Here is a 19,029-nt window from a genome sequence, read left to right as displayed (position 1 = left end):
TTTATAACATGAAAACCTTAAAAATCAATTTAGTAATTCTTTTGGCACTTATATCTTTCGTTAGCTGCAAACAAGAAAACAAACAAGGTGCAGAGATGCAATCACCTGAAGAAGTAACCCAAGAAGAAAAAGAGGTAACGGCAATGGCTGATACTAAATTTACCGATGGCATGACCGGAAAAGCATGGGCAGATTATCTTCATTTAAAGAATGCTTTGGTACAGACAGATGCAACTGAGGCTTCTAAAGCTTCTGCTGCACTTGCAGAAAGTTTTGATAGTGATCATCAAAATTTAAAAGACCTTGCCACTGCATTAGCAAATACTGAAGATGTTGAAAAACAACGTGAAACCTTTTCAGAATTAACAGCAGGATTGGAAGATGTTTTTAAAGTAGGTTTAGAAAATGGTACTATTTACCAGCAATACTGCCCCATGGCTTTCAACAATGAAGGAGGCTATTGGTTTTCTGATGTTGCGGAAATTAGAAATCCTTATTTCGGAGATAAAATGTTGAAATGCGGTAAGGTTACTGAAACTATTTCAAAATAACAGAATATAAATAGCTAGGAAAATTAAAAACCTAAACCATGAAGCATACATATTCTATAGAAGGAATGACTTGTAACGGTTGTAGAAACCACGTGCAACAAACCCTTGAAAAAGTTGATGGTGTTTCTATGGTAGAGGTTGACTTGCAAACAGCCACCGCTATCATAGAAATGAATGAGCACATCCCATTGGAAATTTTCCAAAAGGCATTAAAAGATGACGGTGGCCGTTATTCGATTAATAAAAATAAGCAGCAGAAACAACATATGAGACATACCTACTATGTGCATGGTATGTCTTGTAATGGTTGTAAAAAACATGTTGCATCAACCTTGGAAAAGGTTGAGGGCGTTAGGGAAGTGGATGTAAATCTAGAAGAGGCCAAGGCGACAATTAGTATGGATAAACACATCCCTTTAACGAAATTCCAAAATGCTTTAAAAGAAAATGGCGATCGTTACCATATTAGTTCCGAGCCGTTGCAAACAGGACATAAAAAAGTAAAACCTCACCATAACCATTCCAATCAGGGGGAATCCGTTTATTACTGCCCAATGCGATGTGAAGGGGATAAAACCTATGATAAGCCAGGGGATTGTCCCGTTTGCGGCATGGATTTGGTGGCGGAAATTAATTTAACCAATAAATCCTCGGGCACCCAATATACCTGCCCGATGCATCCAGAAATTATTGAGGATGAACTAGGCAGTTGCCCAATCTGCGGAATGGATTTGGTTCCAAAAGATGTAGACGCTTCTTCTGAAGAAAAAACATATAAGAAACTGCTCCAAAAATTTTGGATTGCTGTTGGCTTTACACTTCCAATTTTCTTAATCGCCATGAGCGACATGGTTAATGAAAACCCACTTTATAATTTATTCTCGTTACAAACTTGGAATTGGTTACAATTTGTACTTTCCTTGCCTGTAGTTTTCTATGCAACTTGGATGTTCTTTGAAAGGGCATTTAGAAGCATAAAAACCTGGAATCTGAATATGTTTACTTTAATTGGTATTGGTTCTGGTGTTGCTTGGGTATTTAGCGTTGTGGCCATAATATTTCCTGATTTATTTCCCGCCCAATTTAAAACAGAAGCGGGCACAGTTCACGTCTATTTTGAAGCCGCTACAGTTATTCTTACCCTTGTTTTAATGGGACAGGTTTTAGAGGCTAGAGCTCATAGTAAAACCAATTCGGCAGTAAAGGAACTTTTGAAGCTTGCTCCAAACAGGGCTATAAAAGTCATTGACGGTGAAGACCATGAAGTTTCAATTGATAAAATTGAAATTGGCGATATTTTAAGAGTTAAACCAGGAGATAAAATCCCTGTAGATGGCACTATTACGGAAGGAAATTCTTCTATTGACGAATCCATGATAACCGGAGAACCCATTCCAATTGAAAAAAAGGTTGGAGACACGGTTAGCAGTGGTACAATAAATGGGAAACAATCTTTTTTATTCAAAGCCGAAAAAGTTGGTTCTGATACATTGCTTTCACAAATCATACACATGGTTAATGATGCAAGCAGAAGTCGAGCGCCCATTCAAAATTTGGCGGATAAAGTATCCTCATATTTTGTACCTGCCGTTGTTATCATATCGTTGGTTACATTCGGTATTTGGGCTATTTGGGGGCCAAATCCGGCCTATGTATATGCTTTAGTAAATGCCGTAGCTGTTTTAATAATTGCCTGTCCTTGTGCCCTAGGTCTTGCCACCCCTATGTCAGTAATGGTGGGTGTTGGAAAAGGAGCACAAAATGGAGTGCTGATAAAAAATGCGGAAGCTTTAGAAAAAATGGCAAAAATAGACACTTTGGTAATAGATAAAACAGGAACTGTAACTGAAGGGAAACCAACCGTAGAAACAGTAGAATCCTTTACTAAGAATTTTGAACAAGCTGTTTATTACCTAGGAACACTTAATAAATCGAGTGAACATCCCCTAGCGACTGCAATCGTAAATTATGCTAAGGAAAAAGATGTAAAATTAGGTGATTCTAGTAATTTCAATTCCATTTCAGGTAAGGGGGTTGAAGGATTAATTGATAATCATTCAATCTTAATAGGAAATCTGTCCTTGTTAGAAGAAAAATCGGTGAAGATTTCCTCTGAACAAAAACAGAAGGCAGAACAATATCAAAGTGAAGGAAAAACTGTTTCATATTTAGTTATAAATGGTAAAGTCGATGGCTTTGTTGTTATCACTGACAAAATCAAAGCGACAAGCAAAAAAGCAATCAATACCCTTCAAAAGCATGGTATCAAAGTTATTATGTTGACCGGTGACAATAAGAATACCGCTGAAGCTGTCGCCAGGGAAATCGGATTGAGTGATTTTGAAGCTGGTATGCTACCAAAAGACAAATTGAATAGAATCGAGAGCCTTCAAAATAATGGACATAATGTTGCCATGGCAGGTGATGGTATAAACGATGCCCCGGCTCTTGCAAAAAGTGATGTTGGCATTGCCATGGGCACTGGAACCGATGTGGCAATCGAGAGTTCCGGAATCACACTAGTAAAAGGGGATCTTCATGGAATTGTGAAAGCCCGCAATCTCAGCGAAGCTGTTATGAAAAACATCAAGCAGAATTTATTTTTTGCATTGGTTTATAACAGCATCGGCGTGCCTATCGCCGCTGGACTTCTTTTTCCCTTTTTTGGCATATTGTTATCACCAATGATTGCGGCTTTAGCGATGAGTTTTAGTTCAGTATCTGTTATTGGAAACGCCTTAAGATTAAGAACAGTTTCTATTGATTAAAATCTTGGAATGATAAAACGTAAAACACAAAAAAAGTTTAGAAAAGTCCATAGATATCTTGGATTATTCCTAGGTATTCAATTTTTGTTTTGGACGATTAGTGGACTTTATTTCAGTTGGACAAATATTGATGAAATCCATGGAGATCAGTTCAAAAAGCTTCCTCCACCAATGGAACATTTTACTGAACTTATAAGTCCTACTGAAATTCATAATTCTAGTGGAATCCATTCTTTGGAGTTAAGGGACATTGCAGGAAAACCGTACTACTGGATAAACAATTCAGAATTGGTAGATGCAAAAACAGGGATTTCACAAAAAGGAATTTCTAAACTAGAAGCTTTAGATGTAGCAAAAAAACATTTGTTAGATGAGCTTCAGGTTAAAGATATTAAACTTATTACAGAAATAGACAAACACCATGAATATCGTGAAAAGTTGCTACCAGCTTATGTTATTACCTATAAACAAGATAATAACTTAAAAGCCTATGTCTCCTATGCAGATGGTAAATTTCAAACTGTAAGGCATAGGGCTTGGAGATGGTTTGATTTTTTGTGGATGACTCACACTATGGATTACGAATCACGCGACAACTTCAATACTGTTGTTTTACGAGCATTTTCATTACTCGGATTAATAACCGTATTAAGTGGATTTGCACTTTTTTATGTAAGCTCACCAACTATTCAAAAATTAACGCCTAAAAATCTTAGATCATGAAATCTAGTTATACAAAATTCGCATCAATGATGGGTGTATCTATCGTGATCATGTATGCGGTAATGTTTCTAAATGCCGATACATTCGACAATGTTATGCTAAGTAATACACGCACTTATATGACCATTTTAATGGTTGCCCCAATGGCAATTTCCATGATGCTTTTTATGTGGAAAATGTATAAAAACAAGGTTCTTAATTATATTATTATAATTGGTTCTGCGGTAATTTTTATATTCACTCTTTACGCTTTAAGAACCCAGCTTTTCATATCAGATGTTCAATGGATGAAAGCAATGATTCCTCACCATTCTTCAGCCATTATGGTGAGCCAAAAGGCTAATTTAAAAGATCCTGAAGCAATTAAACTTGCTAAAGAAATCATTGAGGCTCAAGAACGTGAAATTGCCGAAATGAAGAAAATGATTTATCGTATTGAAAATGAAGACAGCAATGAGTAAGAATGTAATATTTATAATAATTGCTTTGGCAATTGGGTTGTTAATGGGTTATGTGTTCTTCGGAGGAAAAGTGGATGAGCATGATCATGAAGCTGCTGAAAGCAAATCAACTGAGATGTGGACGTGTAGTATGCATCCCCAAATTATGCAACCAGAACCAGGTAATTGCCCTATTTGTGGAATGGAATTGATTCCTGCCGACAATTCTAGTTCCCAAGGCAATCCAAATGCATTCAAAATGACGGAAACAGCTATGGCTCTTTCTAACATCCAAACCAATAAAGTAGAAGGGGAAATTGGAGAATCCAACATAAATAGGGTTGAACTTTCTGGTAAAATAGTCACCAATGAGGAAGAAAATTCGGTACAAGTAAGCTACTTCTCAGGTAGGATAGAGAAACTCAATGTTAATGTCACTGGTGAAACAGTGAGAGTTGGACAATTAATCGCAACAGTTTATTCTCCTGAATTGTTTGCTGCACAACAAGAGTTATTGACTGCTGCTAATTTAAAAAAATCGCAGCCTGCCCTTTACGATGCGGTAAGAAACAAGTTAAAACTTTGGAAATTGTCGGACCAACAAATTGATGCCATTGAAGCTTCAGGAAAAGTTCAAGAAAAATTTCCGGTTTATGCTACAGTTTCCGGAACAGTTACTGAAAAGTTAGTGGCTGAAGGGGATCAAATAAGTAAAGGCCAAGCTCTTTTCAGAGTTTCAAACTTAAGTTCACTATGGGCAGATTTTGATGTTTATGAAAACCAAATTGAATTCTTTAAAAAAGGACAATCTCTGTCGATTAGTACCAACGCCTATCCAAATAAACAATATTCAGCTAAAGTCAGCTTCATAGACCCTATGCTAAATTCTAGCAGTAGAACAACAACTCTCAGGGCCGAATTGAACAACAAAGAGGGAGAATTAAAACCGGGAATGTTTGTTAAAGCAAAAGTAGAATTACCGTCACCAACGTCCACCGAAACCCTCACCATTCCTTCCACGGCAATACTATGGACAGGAAAGCGTTCTGTTGTCTATGTTAAAACAGACCCCAACCATCCTCAGTTTGAAATGCGTGAAGTTACCCTTGGCTCTAAAATTGGTGATAATTACATTATTCTGAATGGCTTAACTGTTGGTGAGGAAATTGTAACCAATGGAACATTTACAGTGGATGCCGCTGCACAACTTCAAGGTAAACCTTCTATGATGAATATGAAAGGTAATAAGAAAAATGAATTCGAAACCTTGACATTTACGGAGGTTAATGAAACCCTTAAAAATAAACTTTATTCAGCGGTCGAGGCCTATATTACCCTAAAAAATGGATTAGTGGATAGCAATGCAGAAATTGCGGGGAAAAGTGCCAATGAACTCAGTACTGCGATATCTAAAATTATAGATGACCAAATAAATTCAGAAGAAGAAAGGTCTTTTTTAAATTCTAAAAAGGAAGAAATTCACACTTTGGCAAATAACATTTCAAAGACCACAAATTTAGATGGAATGAGGACACTTTTTAAGCCACTTTCAAAAGACATTATTGAACTAGTTAAAGCTATTGGTATTAACCATGATATTTATGAACAATATTGCCCAATGGCTGATAACAATAAAGGTGGGTATTGGTTGAGTAAGGAAAAAGAAATTAGGAATCCATATTTCGGAGAAGCCATGCTAAATTGTGGAGAAATTAAAGACACTCTCCATTAAAAAAGATCTTCAAAAAGGGAAGTCTTAATTTAGTATTAAACCTTTGATATTGCTCGGTATATTTAGTAAATTCAAGGTATAATTTAATACTTCAAAAATTCCTCATGGAATATATTGACTATTACAAAATTCTTGGGATAGACAAAAATGCTTCAGATGCCGAGATTAAAAAAGCATACCGCAAGCTAGCTAGAAAATACCATCCCGATTTAAATCCGGATAACAAAGAGGCGGAAATTAAATTTAAGCAAATAAACGAGGCTAACGAGGTTCTTAGCCATCCTGAAAACCGTAAGAAATATGATCAATACGGTAAGGATTGGAAACATGCTGAAGAATTTGAAAAAGCTAAACGACAACAAGGCGCATATGCAGGTAGTCAGCAGGAGAACCCTTTCCAAGGTGGCGGTTTTGAATATGAGTATGGTGATGGAGATTTTTCAGATTTTTTTGAAAGTATGTTTGGTGGCCGTAGATCTTCCGGAGGAAGAAGAGCACAAGCTAAGTTTCGTGGGCAAGATTTCAATGCCGAGTTACATCTTAATCTTACCGACATTTATAAATCCCACAAACAGACATTAACCGTTAATGGCAAGAATATTAGAATTACTATACCAGCAGGGGTTGAGGACAACCAAACGATTAAAATTACGGGGCACGGCGGTCCCGGTGTAAATGGTGGTCCCAAAGGGGATTTATATATTACATTTAAAATTATCAACAATACAAACTTTAAAAGGGACAGGGAAACTTTATACAAAGACATCGATATTGATCTTTATACCGCCATCTTGGGTGGAGAAATATTTGTTAATACCATGGATGGGCAGGTGAAATTGAAAGTGAAGCCAGAAACTCAAAATGGCACTAAAGTAAAGTTGAAAGGAAAAGGATTTCCAGTATATAAAAAAGACGGTCACTTTGGTGATTTAATAGTTACTTTTTCTGTGAAGATGCCAAAAAACCTAAGTGAAGAACAAAAAGACCTATTCAGAAGACTGAAGTCTATCAGCTAATTTAAAACCTATGAAAACAAGTCGATATATAAGAATACAAGAATTGTGTAGTGGTTATCAATTAGAGGAACAGTACATTTTCACTTTACGGGATTTTGGTTTACTTCATATTGAAGAAGATGATAATGAATATGTATTACCAGAAAGCGATTTACCGCGCTTTGAAAAAATACTCAATTTCCATAATGATTTAAATATAAATATGGAAGGCATTGAAGTAATTATGAACCTTCTTGAACGCATAGAAAATCTGAACCAAGACCTTGTCTCCTTAAGGCGAAAATTAAAACTTTACGAATAGTCATAAAAGAAAAGCCCACAAACACTGTTGTGGGCCTATTCATGATTTGGAGTTTATTTTTACCACTCGCTTATTTCGCGTTTGATTTCGTCCTTGGTTTTTCCGTATTTCTCCTGAATCTTTCCGATTACTTTATCAAAACCACCTTCTGTATACTCCCATTCGTCATCGGTTAACTTAGCATACTTTTGCTTATAGTCACCTTTTATTTGTTTATATTTTCCTTCTATTTGATCTGAGTTCATAATTATTTTATTTATGTTGTTAACCCAAAGTTGATGAATATCCGTAACCAAATTATGCTGTATTCAAATCTAAATTGACGCAAATCATTTAGAACCAAAGTTTTATGATTCTATTAAGAATTAGGACGCGTTGATTAATTGAAGTTTCATTTAAATGACTTAAACTTGTTTTCTATACAAGTGTGTATATTATTTTAATTTCAATCATTCATCTTATTAATTTGGAGTGTTATGAAAAAAAATATGGTAATTTTCGGTTTCTTATGTTCAATGTTAGGGTTGATCTTATCCTTAACAACATATTCTAATTATGCCTTTATACCTTGTATATTGGCCCTGTTGGGTGGTTTATTTGCATACTATACCGATCGTCATTTACCATATCCTAAAAAATCTATCCAAATAATCTTCATTATCACCATAATCGCTTTATCATTAACTACTTATAGAGCGTTATTGGATTTGGTAAATTAAAAAAACAATAATAGCTCTTTCTCAATCCAAAAACATCTCTGTTATTAACTAGGGATTAACTTTTTAAACATGTCCAACGGTATTAAATAAATTTTTCTTTTATTTGGCTGTAATTAAAGGGATTAATTAATGAAACTACTTCTCATCGCCTCTGCGCTGAGTTTGGTGGGCTCATGTGCTACGCACAGTTACAAACAGAGAATTGAAAGTTTAAAGCAAGGGATTGCCTTTGAAAATAGGACCCAAGTTGAACAATTTTCAAAAAGTATCAGCCCGACTGATTTAAGGGATCATGTCTGCAAGTTATCTTCAGATGAATTCGAGGGACGTAAGGTTGGGGAAAGTGGCCACGACAAAACCGTTGACTATCTTGAGGAATTCTATCGCCAAGAGGAAATTCCCTCTCCTTTGGGAACTTCTTACACCCAAACCATTCCTAGAGAATTTTTCAAGGAGGATATTAAAGAATCTAAAAATGTTATCGCTTATATAAAGGGGAGCGAAAAGTCAAATGAAACGGTCATTGTTTCAGCACATTCAGATCATTTAGGTAAAGATGGAGAGACAATATACTATGGTGCGGATGATAATGCATCTGGTACAGCTGCGGTAATGGAAATAGCCCAAGCTTTTCAAAAGGCTGCAAAATTAGGTATTAAACCTAAACGTAACGTCGCGTTTTTACACCTTACAGCAGAAGAAATGGGTTTAAATGGCTCCTTGTATTATGTGGACAATCCAGTAATTCCAATCGAAGAAACTGTGGCGGACCTTAATATAGATATGATTGGGCGCGTAGACGAAGCACATAAGGATGATAGAAATTATATTTATGTAATTGGCGCAGATCGTTTAAGCACAGAACTCCACTATATCAATCAAGAAGCAAATAATATTTTCACCAAATTGAATTTAGATTATACCCTAAATGATGTCAACGACGCGAATAGATATTATTTCAGGTCTGACCACTATAATTTTGCCCAAAAAGGCATACCTGTAATCTTTTATTTTGATGGTGAGCATGAGGATTATCATTTACCTACCGATACAGCCGAAAAAATAGATTATGAACTTTTGGCTTTACGCACTCGTTTGATTTTTGCCACCATGTGGTATCTCGCAAACTCTGACAACCGCATCATTGCCGATAAAATCAGATAATTTTGTTAAAATTAATACTACTAGTTATAGAATACCAATTTGGTGATTGAACAATTTGTATTTTAGCGAGATTTGATTTCGAATTAGAAATTGCTCATATTAAAAACCCTTATTAATAGCTTAAAAATGAAACAATTATTTGGCTTAATAAGCCTAGGTTTACTGCTTTTTAGTTGTGGAAGCAGTAACAAATCTGCAGAGGTAGACAAGGAAAAACCTGTTATTGAGTCCCGTGCCCCCCTTCCCGATCCATCTATTTATGCCAATACCATTACATCGGAGGAACTTAGAGACATGTTGATGGTTTATGCATCTGATGAATTTAAAGGAAGAGATGCTGGTACTCCATCCGAGGCATTGGCTACAGATTATTTGAAGAATTACTATAAAGACGAAGGAATTTCTTCTCCAAAATCAACATCTGTTTCAGATTATTTACAAAAAGTACCAATTAAGGAATTACGTTTTCCTGATGCCACTATATCTGTAGACGGGCAATCATTTAAACTTATTGAAGACCTTACAGTTTCTCAAGGAAATACATCAGAAACTTTTAGCGCTAGCGAAATAGTTTATGTTGGTTATGGTATAAAAGCTGAAAATTATTCAGATTACAAAAATCTAAATGTAAAAGGAAAGGTTGTTTTGGCAAAAGCTGGAGAACCGAAGGATGCCAATGGAAATTACATCACTACTGGTACTTCTGAAGGAACAAAATGGACAAATGGTAGACAAGCAAGAAGAACCAAAGAAGAGGCTGCCAAAGAAATGGGAGCTAAAGCGTTCATTTTATTTGAACCTGAAAGTTTTGAAACCTTGGCTTCCTTCTACAAGAGATTTCAAAACTCAGACCGTAGAAGTGTCGGTTTGGTAGACGAAAATGACAAATTTCTATCTTTTGTGATTGGAGACAATTTAGCTAAAGCTTTGTACAATGAAATTGGAGAAAGTGCAGATCCTAAGGTGCTGTCTAAAAGTATCAAAATTGATCTTAAAAGAGAGAATGCCGAACTTAAATCCCATAATGTAGTGGCATATATCCCTGGGGCAGAATTACCAAATGAATATTTAATAATTTCTGCACACCTAGATCATGTTGGCGTACAAGATGGTGAAGTTTATAATGGTGCCGACGATGATGGAAGTGGAACTATTTCGGTTCTTGAAATTGCTGAAGCCTTCCAAAAAGCGGTTGAAAATGGACATCGACCAAAACGTTCAGTAGTATTTCTTCATGTTACAGCCGAAGAAAAAGGACTTTTAGGTTCTCGTTATTATGCTGATTCCGACCCTGTTTTTCCTTTAGATCAAACGATTGCTAACCTAAATATTGATATGATTGGTAGAGTTGATCCTAAACATGAAAACGACAGGAATTATCTATATATAATAGGGTCAGATAGATTAAGTTCAGATTTGCATCAAATAAGCGAAGAGGTAAATAATAAGTATACCAAAATCAATTTTGACTATACTTATAACGATCCAAAAGACCCAAACCGATTCTATAATCGATCAGATCATTATAACTTTGCAAAGCATAACATTCCAATTATTTTCTATTTCAATGGCACACATGCCGATTATCACCGGCCAGGCGATACACCGGATAAAATTGAATATGATTTAATGGAAAATAGAGCAAGATTGGTCTTTTACACCGCTTGGGAATTAGCCAATGGTGTCAGCAGACCTGTAGTAGATAAAGCAGAGGTCACAAAACCTTAACAGAATAAAAAAAGCTTCCAGATTTTGGAAGCTTTTTTATTTTTCCGGGTGGAAGATGGGGCTCGAACCCACGACCTTCGGAACCACAATCCGACGCTCTAACCAACTGAGCTACGACCACCGTTTGGCGCATTTAAAAATGCGTGTGCAAATGTAAACGATTTAACCTTTTTTACAAAAGGTTTTATTTTTTTTTACGGGGATTAAATTAAATCGAAAATACTATCTACCGCAGGATATCGTTCAACAGTAAATCCTTCACCGTGCTCTACCCCTACTAACCGGCCTAAATCCCTAGCCCTATAGATGATGCTGTCAGTAAAATTCTTACTACTTATTGGGGTTTCATTCTCCTTAATATCTTTATTATAAAACTGGGTTTTATAGGCCAAAACCGATTGCATTTTTATTTCAATAAAGCCGCTTATGTCAACAACGATATCTGGTTTAATATTTTTCCATTGAATATAATGGTAGACCTGTTTAGGTCTCCAATGTTCTTGTTTGTCCCCATTTTCATCAAAGGTTTCAATTTTCAATAACCCACTCAAAAAGCAAGCATCACTTACAAGGTCACTTCCTTTGCCATGATCTATATGTCTATCAAAAATGGCGTTGCAAAAAACGATATCGGGTCGATACTTTCTAATTTTTTTTATTAATGCCATTTGGTGTTCTCTATCATTAACAAAAAATCCATCAGCAAATTCCATATTTTCTCGGAAAGATGCCTTTAAAATTTTGGTCGCCTCAGCCGCCTCCTCTGCCCTTGTATGCTCATCGCCTCTGGTGCCTAATTCCCCTTTGGTTAAATCGATGATGCCCACACTTTTTCCTCTAGATACTTCTTTAGCGATAGTACCAGAACACCCCAACTCCACATCATCTGGATGGGATCCAAAAGCTAAAATATCTACTTTATTCACTTTTAAATGTTAGTTTGTAGAAAGAACACTTTCTTTCTTCGAAATTTTTATAGCTTGTTCTATGTCGTCCATTAGGTCTTTTGCTTTCTCAATTCCAGTAGAAAATCGAATTAAATTATCCGAAATCCCTAATCCGGCCCTTTGTTCAGGAGTCATTAAAGCATGGGATGTTAAAAATGGAGAGGTAACAGTCGTTTCTATCCCTGCTAAACTCATTGAGGCTTTTATCAATTTTAAGGATTTCTGAAATTTAAGGGGATCAATACCATCAGACAATTCAAATGACATCATACCTCCAAATCCTCGCATTTGGTGTTTAGCCAAGTCATGCTCTGGATGAGATTTTAACCCAGGATAATACACACTTTTAATATCTGCATGGGCATCCAAGAATTCCGCAATTTTTTGAGCATTCTTATTCTGCTTTTTTACTCTCAGACCTAGAGTTTTCATACTCCTTTCTAACAACCAAACTGTTAGATCACTAAGATTACCCCCCAGATTTCTTCCAATTTCCCAGACATCTTCCATAAGATGATTCGGACCCGCCACTGCACCAGCCAATATATCGCTATGACCACCAAAATATTTTGTCGCAGAATGTATAATTAGGTCTATGCCCAAATCTGCGGGAATTTGGTTAACTGGTGTGGCAAAGGTATTATCGATAGAAGTTATAATTCCTTTAGATTTTGCCAAATCGGCTACACCTTTAATATCTGTTATGGTTAAAAGTGGATTTGAAGGTGTTTCAATGTGAATTAAACGTGTATTCGGTTTTAAAGAATTTTCAAAATCAGCAACACTATATCCATCTGTATAGGTAAAATCAATATTATATCTCCTTAATACTTTCATAAGAAAGTTATGGGTGCCGCCATACACCGTATTTTGAACAACCAAATGATCTCCAGGCTTTAACATAGCCAAAAACATCGTGCTTAAAGCGGCCATACCTGAACCGAATAAAAGGGCCCTATCGGTATGTTCTATAGCTGCAATTTTCTCTGCAACGGCAAGTTGGTTTGGAGTGTCAAAGTTTCGAGGATACCTCTTGGGGTCTTCATCGATAAATTCATACGACGTAGAGAGATAAATAGGGGAAATAGCTCCCTTAAATTGTTTATCCTCCAATTCTCCGGCATGAATACAAAGGGTATCTAACCCCAATTCCTTAGAATTCATAATGATTAATTAAACCCCTAAATTACAAATAATGAAATTAAACTTGGGTAAGTTTCCACCTGCCTTTTTTAAACCAAATATATCCACAAATTGCAATAAGTACTTCTGCTAAATTAATTGCCCAAAAAACACCAACTGGACCAAAATCCAATGAGATAGCTGCCAAGTATGCCAATGGTAATTGGAAGAGCCAAAAACAGAAAAAATTTATATATGTTGGAGTTTTAGTATCTCCTGCTCCATTGAATGCTTGAATAACAACCATACCAAATCCATAAAACAAATAACCCGCTGCTAATATTCGCAAACATAAGGTTCCATAATGTACAACTTCTTCTTGGTCGTTAAATAAAGAGATAATGGTAGGCGACCATATAAAATATATAAGTGAAACTAAACCAAGAAATAGAGTATTGTATTTACCCGTTTTCCATACGGCCCGTTCTGCCCTAGTTGGTTGTTCGGCCCCCAGATTTTGTCCAACCAATGTTGCTGCGGCATTACTTAATCCCCATGCTGGCATTAACGTAAACATCAAAACCCGAATCGCTATGGTATATCCCGCCAACACCTCGCTCCCAAACTCACTCATTATTCGCATTAAAAACACCCAACTGGAAGTTCCGATTAAAAATTGACCTATGCCCCCCAAAGAGACCTTTATTAGTTTCCACATTACCTGGAACTTTAGAACAAAGTCCCTTAAGTTAATTTTTAATTTACCACTTCCTCTGAATAGTATTGCTAATTGAAAACATACCGCAGTACCCCTGCCTATTGTAGTAGCAATGGCTGCCCCTTCAACTCCGAATGAAGGAATAGGGCCAAATCCGAATATAAATATTGGATCTAGAATAATGTTAAGTCCATTAGATAGGATCAATGCCCTCATTGCGATACTGGCATTACCGGCGCCCCTGAAAACAGCATTAATGATAAATAGCAGCATTATGGTAATGTTTCCACCAAATAATACTTTGGTGTAACCAAAACCTTCTTCAATTAAATCTGTTTCCCCACCCATTAATCGAAGAATATCCTTTGGGAATAGAATACCAATTATACTGACGATTAATGAAACAAAAATTCCCAGAATGATTACCTGTACCGCAGCAGTATTTGCCCCAGAATTGTCTTTTTCACCAATTCTCCTGGCGACCACGGCAGTTGCAGCCATACTCAATCCAATAGCAACGGCATATACAAGAGTTATGACCGATTCTGTTAACCCAATTGTCGCGACCGCATTAATACTAACCCGAGAAACATATAAAATATCAACAACGGCAAATACAGATTCCATCAACATTTCTAATATCATTGGAATTGAAAGCATGTAGATGGCTTTTCTTAAGCTACCAGAAGTAAAATCTTCCTGCTTACCTTTTATGGCATCAGGGAAATTGACAATTGCTTTTTTTATAAGTTGAATTGATGATTGCATAAAAAAGAATAAAAAAATAGTTATACCTCCCAGCTTTAATTAAAAGCTGATTATCAAAAAATTAATAAATTGGTGGGATCTTATACAATCATAGTGATGCAAATGTGCATCATTTTTTTAAAAATTTCCAAATAAAATTAAATTAAGACTTTGAAGGAATGATAAAGTAATTAATCCTTATCGGCACGTGTATATGCCCGAATCATCAATAAGGCCCATATAGCAACGCAAACGGCGACAAAAATCGAAGAATAAAGTACTATATCATTTGCGTCCATTGTTGAACAGGTTCAAAATTATCATAAAGCCTAAAATCGTCGGAACCCATAATCCCATGAAAATGGCATGAAGTTGGTGTCCTTTTAAGAATAAATATTCCGCCACTGCAATAATGGCGATGCACAGAACTAAAATAAATGTTGTTGCCTTACCTAATCTTTTAAAGAAATCCATCTATCGGTTACGTGTTTTAAATGTAGTAAAAATAATTATTCTTAAAAAAATGTTAATGAAAATCGTCAATCTTTGATTCATTTTGGTCAATGTACAATAAATTATACATCTTTTTCTCCCCTATTCCCCTTCAATAATGAATTTTGTTCTTCCATCAAATCAGAAATATGGGTTAGCAATTCAATATCCTTTGGTGTTTTAACTGTTTGGTCTGTAGGATCTTGGGCGCGTTCTTTCAGTCTATTCATAAATTTCACAACGATAAAAATAGTAAGGCCTATTATGAAAAAATCTACCATTACCTCAAAAAATTCACCATAGCCTATTGCAACTTCTTCATGGATTAAATCCCCTGAAACTCCAACTTCCTTATCTCTAAGGACAAGTTTTTTATCCTGTAAATTAATCCCTGATGATAATAGGCTTAATGGAGGCATCAATATCTTTTTCACCAAAACATCTATGACCTTATTAAATGCCGCCCCTATTATGATACCAATGGCCATATCCATCATATTGCCTTTTACAGCAAAATCCTTGAACTCTTGAAAAAATTTCATGCTAATAGATTAGGTTAATTAATCGTTCCAAAAAATAAAAATGAAGTAAGTAAATAACTACCTATTTACCATAGAATTTTCTATACTTTCTATAGGCTAATAAAGAAAGTAAAGCTATCATACCTAAGGTAATCGCTATAAACTGAAAACTGAGTATCTGATCGCCGCTAGCATAAGAATGCAAGCCAGACAAATAAAAGTTGACCCCAAAATAGGTCATTAGTATACTTCCATAAGCCAATATAGCCGCCAGATTAAAACCAAATCGGCCTCTTAACCCTGGTACCAGTCTCATGTGAATTACAAAAGCGTAAATCATAATACTGATTAATGCCCATGTCTCTTTAGGATCCCATCCCCAATAACGTCCCCAACTTTCATTTGCCCACATTCCTCCAAGAAAATTGCCAATGGTTAGCATTACCAAACCTACGGTTAAAGCCATTTCATTAATGATGGTCAATTCTTGGATATTTAAACCCATTTTCTTTCGGTTTTTGGAATTCGTTAAAATCATAAGTAACAAGGAGGTTACACCAAGCACCATTCCAAGCGTGAAAGGACCATAACTAGCTACAATTACCGCTACGTGAATCATTAACCAATAACTATCTAAAACCGGTTGAAGGTTAGCTATAGCAGGATCCATCCAATTCCAATGCGCAACCATCAAAATCATTGATGTAACAAAGGCGGTGGATGCCATGGTGAGTTCACTTTTTCTACCAAATGCCAAACCAAAAAACATGGTTGCCCAGGCAACATAAATCATTGATTCGTAAGCATCGCTCCAAGGAGCATGACCAGAAATATACCATCTAACGATTAAGCCAAGTGTGTGAAGAATAAATAGAATCAGGATTGCAATTTTCAAAAACTTTATTGCCCATTCAACCCATTTAGTTCTATCCTTGAAAATCTGAACAATCAAAATAACAAATAGTAAACTGCCTGCATAGAGATACCAACTAAATAGTTTTTTGAAAATGTCATATTTATTATAGAGAATCTCGGTATTTACTTTTCTATCGGAGAGCATTACCTCAGCACCTTGTTTTTCTTGGTTGCGTTTAAATCCTTCCAATAAATGTTCTGGGGAAGTAAAGTCTTTTGTCTGTTTGGCTTTGTAGAGTTCAGATAAATAATAATTGAAACTATTATTAATAAAACTGCCATAAAGGCTATCGTTTATTTTAGCATTCTCACCTTCCTTAAATTCTACAGGAGATATCCATTTATTATTGTCATCATTAGGAATAGGGAAAATTTTGAGGGTTCTCCCATTCAGCGTACTGAATAACAGATTTACTCTCTGGTCAGCTTCCTTAAATTCCTTTTGAAATGCATTGGGAACCGATGCACTATATGCTTCTTCAAGGTAAGGCGCCAATTTATAATTACCTCTATCATCTAAGAAGTCGGTCAACGATGCATACTTAGCCTCCTTGGGAACTCCAATAATTTTTCGAAGACTATCGTCTTTCCGTGCCTTTAAATAAATAATTGGGACATTGTACCAAAACAATGGACTTTCTTGCATGGACAGCATCACCTGGTTGGCATCAAAATTCAGATAACTATCACTTTTAGAGAGTTTTCTCAATACTTCTGAAGCAAATGTATTCATCGGCATCATTCGGCCACTATAATCCTGAACTACGAGTTTGCCAAACTTATCTGAATGCTCTTTAGGAGCAATGTTTGCCGCAATTATACTATCTATCTGTTCTTTGGTTGGCTTCTGTGGTCCCTCATGGTCATGGTTATCTTCCGCATTTTGAGCTTGTATAGTTGTTGTGAATAAACTAAATAACAGCAATAAACTAAAAAGCTTGGCTTTCTTAGATTTCACTTTTTCCAACTTCACCTTTAATTCCCCAAATCGAGAGAATTTAGAAAACAATATGGACATTAGACCAAAATAGAGCATGAAATAGCCACTGTAGGTAATAAAAGTTCCCCAATAATCATGGTTTACGGATAAACGAGTCCCTAATTCATCAGGATCAAAGCTTGCTTGAAAAAATCTATAACCTCTATGGTCTAATATATGATTCATGAAAATCCGGTAATTGTAATCTCCCTTTTCTTCATCATATACAGTTACTTCGCTCGCAAAAGCGGAAAAGCTATCCTCTGTACCAGGATAACGTTCAGCAATAAAATCATTTAATTTAATACTGAAAGGAAGTTCTAAAGTTTTGGCACCATACTTCAGCGCAAAGTCTAAACCGCCAACCTCAACATTTTCAAAAGGGTTTTCTAAATATTGCCCACCTAAGACAATGACATTCTTAGATTCTCCCTTAGTTGTAATCTTAAACACAGCACCATCCTCATCACCTTTCAGAATAGTCGCTTTTTTAACGAGACCAAATTTTCCCTTAACGACTGGTTTAGGGAAGACAAGTTGCATATTGCCAATTACATATCGAGATCTTAAATAAAGGGGTTGAATTGAATCTTTCACCAACTTACCATTGGCACCAGTTGCCATGGTCATATAGGTTCCTTCATAAGGTGAATCGATGTAAATACCAGTTGAATCTGTAGAGATATTGATTGCTCCTTCAACTTTGTTGTTCAAGGAAATCAATATGTTATGAATACTTTGTACTTCACCTTCTTTTAAAAAATGGTTATGAGGTCGGCCATCACCGGCTTCAACAAGTTTTAAAAAAGATTCTCCCTTATCATCAGGTACAATATCTTTTTCCGCACCTTTTATAAACTTCACCAAATCAATAGTTACCGGTTGCCCATTATAATCGGTTTTAATTGAAAGCTCATTATCTAATCGCTCAGAGAAGGCAACTTTTTCCTGCACTACCCTACGCTGAAGTTGACCACCTACTTCGTAATCTCCATCAATGTAGGCAGTAACATAAACGTCTCGGGAAAGAAAGATGTTTTCAGTAGCGCCTTCTCTAATCCCCATCATACCCTCATAACCAAAATAACGAGTAACGAATGCTCCAAGCAATATAAAAATGAAGGATATATGAAGTATAAATGTTGCCCACTTTTCGCGTTTCAAAAGGTTATACCTGTATATATTTCCTATAAAATTGATTACGAAGAATACCATTATCGCCTCAAACCACCATGCATTATAGATTAATGTATTTGTGTAAGGGGTTGGACTGGTATCCATATTTCTATCCAAAATGGTACCTGTTGCCATTGCAACAGCAAAAACGATAAAAAGTATGGCAGTTAAACGAGTTGAAAAAAGAATGTCAGCAACTTTTTTTTGAAAGGACATTGGCCGAAAAATTCAGAATTTAAAGGTTTGCAAATTTAGGATTTTTAAACTTCT

At 35.9% G+C, this 19,029-nt stretch carries 17 protein-coding genes and 1 tRNA gene; 10 read left to right on the top strand and 8 right to left on the bottom strand.

Annotated elements, in window-relative coordinates; all coding sequences use genetic code 11:
* The first annotated feature begins 8 nt into the window (after window positions 1-8).
* The 7 genes from ISU00_RS13790 to ISU00_RS13760 all read left to right on the top strand — a co-directional run bounded on the left by ISU00_RS13790 (window position 9) and on the right by ISU00_RS13760 (window position 7,531).
* The gene (locus ISU00_RS13790) at window positions 9-551 is read left to right on the top strand and encodes a DUF3347 domain-containing protein (RefSeq protein ID WP_228851254.1); all 543 of its coding nucleotides are present in this window, start codon (window positions 9-11) and stop codon (window positions 549-551) included.
* A gap of 38 nt (window positions 552-589) precedes the next feature.
* Window positions 590-3,319: a heavy metal translocating P-type ATPase gene (locus ISU00_RS13785; protein ID WP_228851253.1), complete on the top strand. Its 2,730-nt coding sequence runs from the start codon at window positions 590-592 to the stop codon at window positions 3,317-3,319.
* Window positions 3,320-3,328: 9 nt separating this feature from the next.
* Entirely contained in the window at window positions 3,329-4,042 is a 714-nt protein-coding gene (locus ISU00_RS13780; protein ID WP_228851252.1) for a PepSY domain-containing protein, read from the top strand.
* Window positions 4,039-4,503 (top strand): DUF305 domain-containing protein, encoded by a 465-nt coding sequence (locus ISU00_RS13775; protein ID WP_228851251.1) that lies wholly within the window; start codon window positions 4,039-4,041, stop codon window positions 4,501-4,503. Before ISU00_RS13780 ends, ISU00_RS13775 begins: the two co-directional genes overlap by 4 nt.
* The gene (locus ISU00_RS13770) at window positions 4,496-6,214 is read left to right on the top strand and encodes an efflux RND transporter periplasmic adaptor subunit (RefSeq protein ID WP_228851250.1); all 1,719 of its coding nucleotides are present in this window, start codon (window positions 4,496-4,498) and stop codon (window positions 6,212-6,214) included. The genes ISU00_RS13775 and ISU00_RS13770 overlap by 8 nt, the downstream gene beginning before the upstream one ends.
* 104 nt (window positions 6,215-6,318) lie before the next feature.
* Window positions 6,319-7,230 (top strand): DnaJ C-terminal domain-containing protein, encoded by a 912-nt coding sequence (locus tag ISU00_RS13765; RefSeq protein ID WP_228851249.1) that lies wholly within the window; start codon window positions 6,319-6,321, stop codon window positions 7,228-7,230.
* 10 nt (window positions 7,231-7,240) lie between these two features.
* The gene (locus ISU00_RS13760; protein WP_228851248.1) at window positions 7,241-7,531 is read left to right on the top strand and encodes a chaperone modulator CbpM; all 291 of its coding nucleotides are present in this window, start codon (window positions 7,241-7,243) and stop codon (window positions 7,529-7,531) included.
* A 59-nt stretch (window positions 7,532-7,590) separates the two neighbouring features.
* Here the strand turns inward: ISU00_RS13760 and ISU00_RS13755 are convergent, their stop codons facing one another.
* Entirely contained in the window at window positions 7,591-7,776 is a 186-nt protein-coding gene (locus tag ISU00_RS13755; protein ID WP_228851247.1) for a CsbD family protein, read from the bottom strand.
* A 231-nt stretch (window positions 7,777-8,007) separates the two neighbouring features.
* Between ISU00_RS13755 and ISU00_RS13750 the strand changes: the two genes are divergently transcribed.
* The 3 genes from ISU00_RS13750 to ISU00_RS13740 all read left to right on the top strand — a co-directional run bounded on the left by ISU00_RS13750 (window position 8,008) and on the right by ISU00_RS13740 (window position 11,142).
* Window positions 8,008-8,250, top strand: coding sequence for a hypothetical protein (locus ISU00_RS13750; protein ID WP_228851246.1), 243 nt, complete (start codon window positions 8,008-8,010; stop codon window positions 8,248-8,250).
* Window positions 8,251-8,379: 129 nt separating this feature from the next.
* Window positions 8,380-9,414: a M28 family metallopeptidase gene (locus ISU00_RS13745; protein WP_228851245.1), complete on the top strand. Its 1,035-nt coding sequence runs from the start codon at window positions 8,380-8,382 to the stop codon at window positions 9,412-9,414.
* Window positions 9,415-9,540: 126 nt separating this feature from the next.
* A complete protein-coding gene (locus ISU00_RS13740) occupies window positions 9,541-11,142 on the top strand; it encodes a M28 family peptidase (RefSeq protein ID WP_228851244.1) in 1,602 nt (533 codons plus the stop codon).
* A 46-nt stretch (window positions 11,143-11,188) separates the two neighbouring features.
* On the opposite strand, the gene ISU00_RS13735 is transcribed toward ISU00_RS13740, so the two are convergent.
* The 7 genes from ISU00_RS13735 to ccsA all read right to left on the bottom strand — a co-directional run bounded on the left by ISU00_RS13735 (window position 11,189) and on the right by ccsA (window position 18,975).
* Window positions 11,189-11,264: transfer RNA gene (locus ISU00_RS13735), tRNA-His, on the bottom strand.
* A gap of 81 nt (window positions 11,265-11,345) precedes the next feature.
* Window positions 11,346-12,068, bottom strand: a complete 723-nt coding sequence (gene bshB1, locus ISU00_RS13730) for a bacillithiol biosynthesis deacetylase BshB1 (RefSeq protein WP_228851243.1) — start codon at window positions 12,066-12,068, stop codon at window positions 11,346-11,348.
* A gap of 9 nt (window positions 12,069-12,077) precedes the next feature.
* Window positions 12,078-13,253 (bottom strand): trans-sulfuration enzyme family protein, encoded by a 1,176-nt coding sequence (locus ISU00_RS13725; protein WP_228851242.1) that lies wholly within the window; start codon window positions 13,251-13,253, stop codon window positions 12,078-12,080.
* Window positions 13,254-13,290: 37 nt separating this feature from the next.
* Entirely contained in the window at window positions 13,291-14,697 is a 1,407-nt protein-coding gene (locus tag ISU00_RS13720; RefSeq protein WP_228851241.1) for an MATE family efflux transporter, read from the bottom strand.
* A gap of 264 nt (window positions 14,698-14,961) precedes the next feature.
* Window positions 14,962-15,150: a hypothetical protein gene (locus tag ISU00_RS13715; protein ID WP_228851240.1), complete on the bottom strand. Its 189-nt coding sequence runs from the start codon at window positions 15,148-15,150 to the stop codon at window positions 14,962-14,964.
* Between the two features lie 101 nt (window positions 15,151-15,251).
* Entirely contained in the window at window positions 15,252-15,710 is a 459-nt protein-coding gene (gene mscL, locus ISU00_RS13710) for a large conductance mechanosensitive channel protein MscL (RefSeq protein ID WP_228851239.1), read from the bottom strand.
* A 61-nt stretch (window positions 15,711-15,771) separates the two neighbouring features.
* A complete protein-coding gene (gene ccsA, locus ISU00_RS13705; RefSeq protein WP_228851238.1) occupies window positions 15,772-18,975 on the bottom strand; it encodes a cytochrome c biogenesis protein CcsA in 3,204 nt (1,067 codons plus the stop codon).
* Between the last annotated feature and the right edge of the window lie 54 nt (window positions 18,976-19,029).

Origin of the sequence: Aegicerativicinus sediminis, from assembly GCF_015476115.1 — a bacterium.
In the GTDB taxonomy this organism is placed as follows: domain Bacteria; phylum Bacteroidota; class Bacteroidia; order Flavobacteriales; family Flavobacteriaceae; genus Aegicerativicinus; species Aegicerativicinus sediminis.
This window is presented reverse-complemented; position numbering and strand designations above follow the sequence as displayed.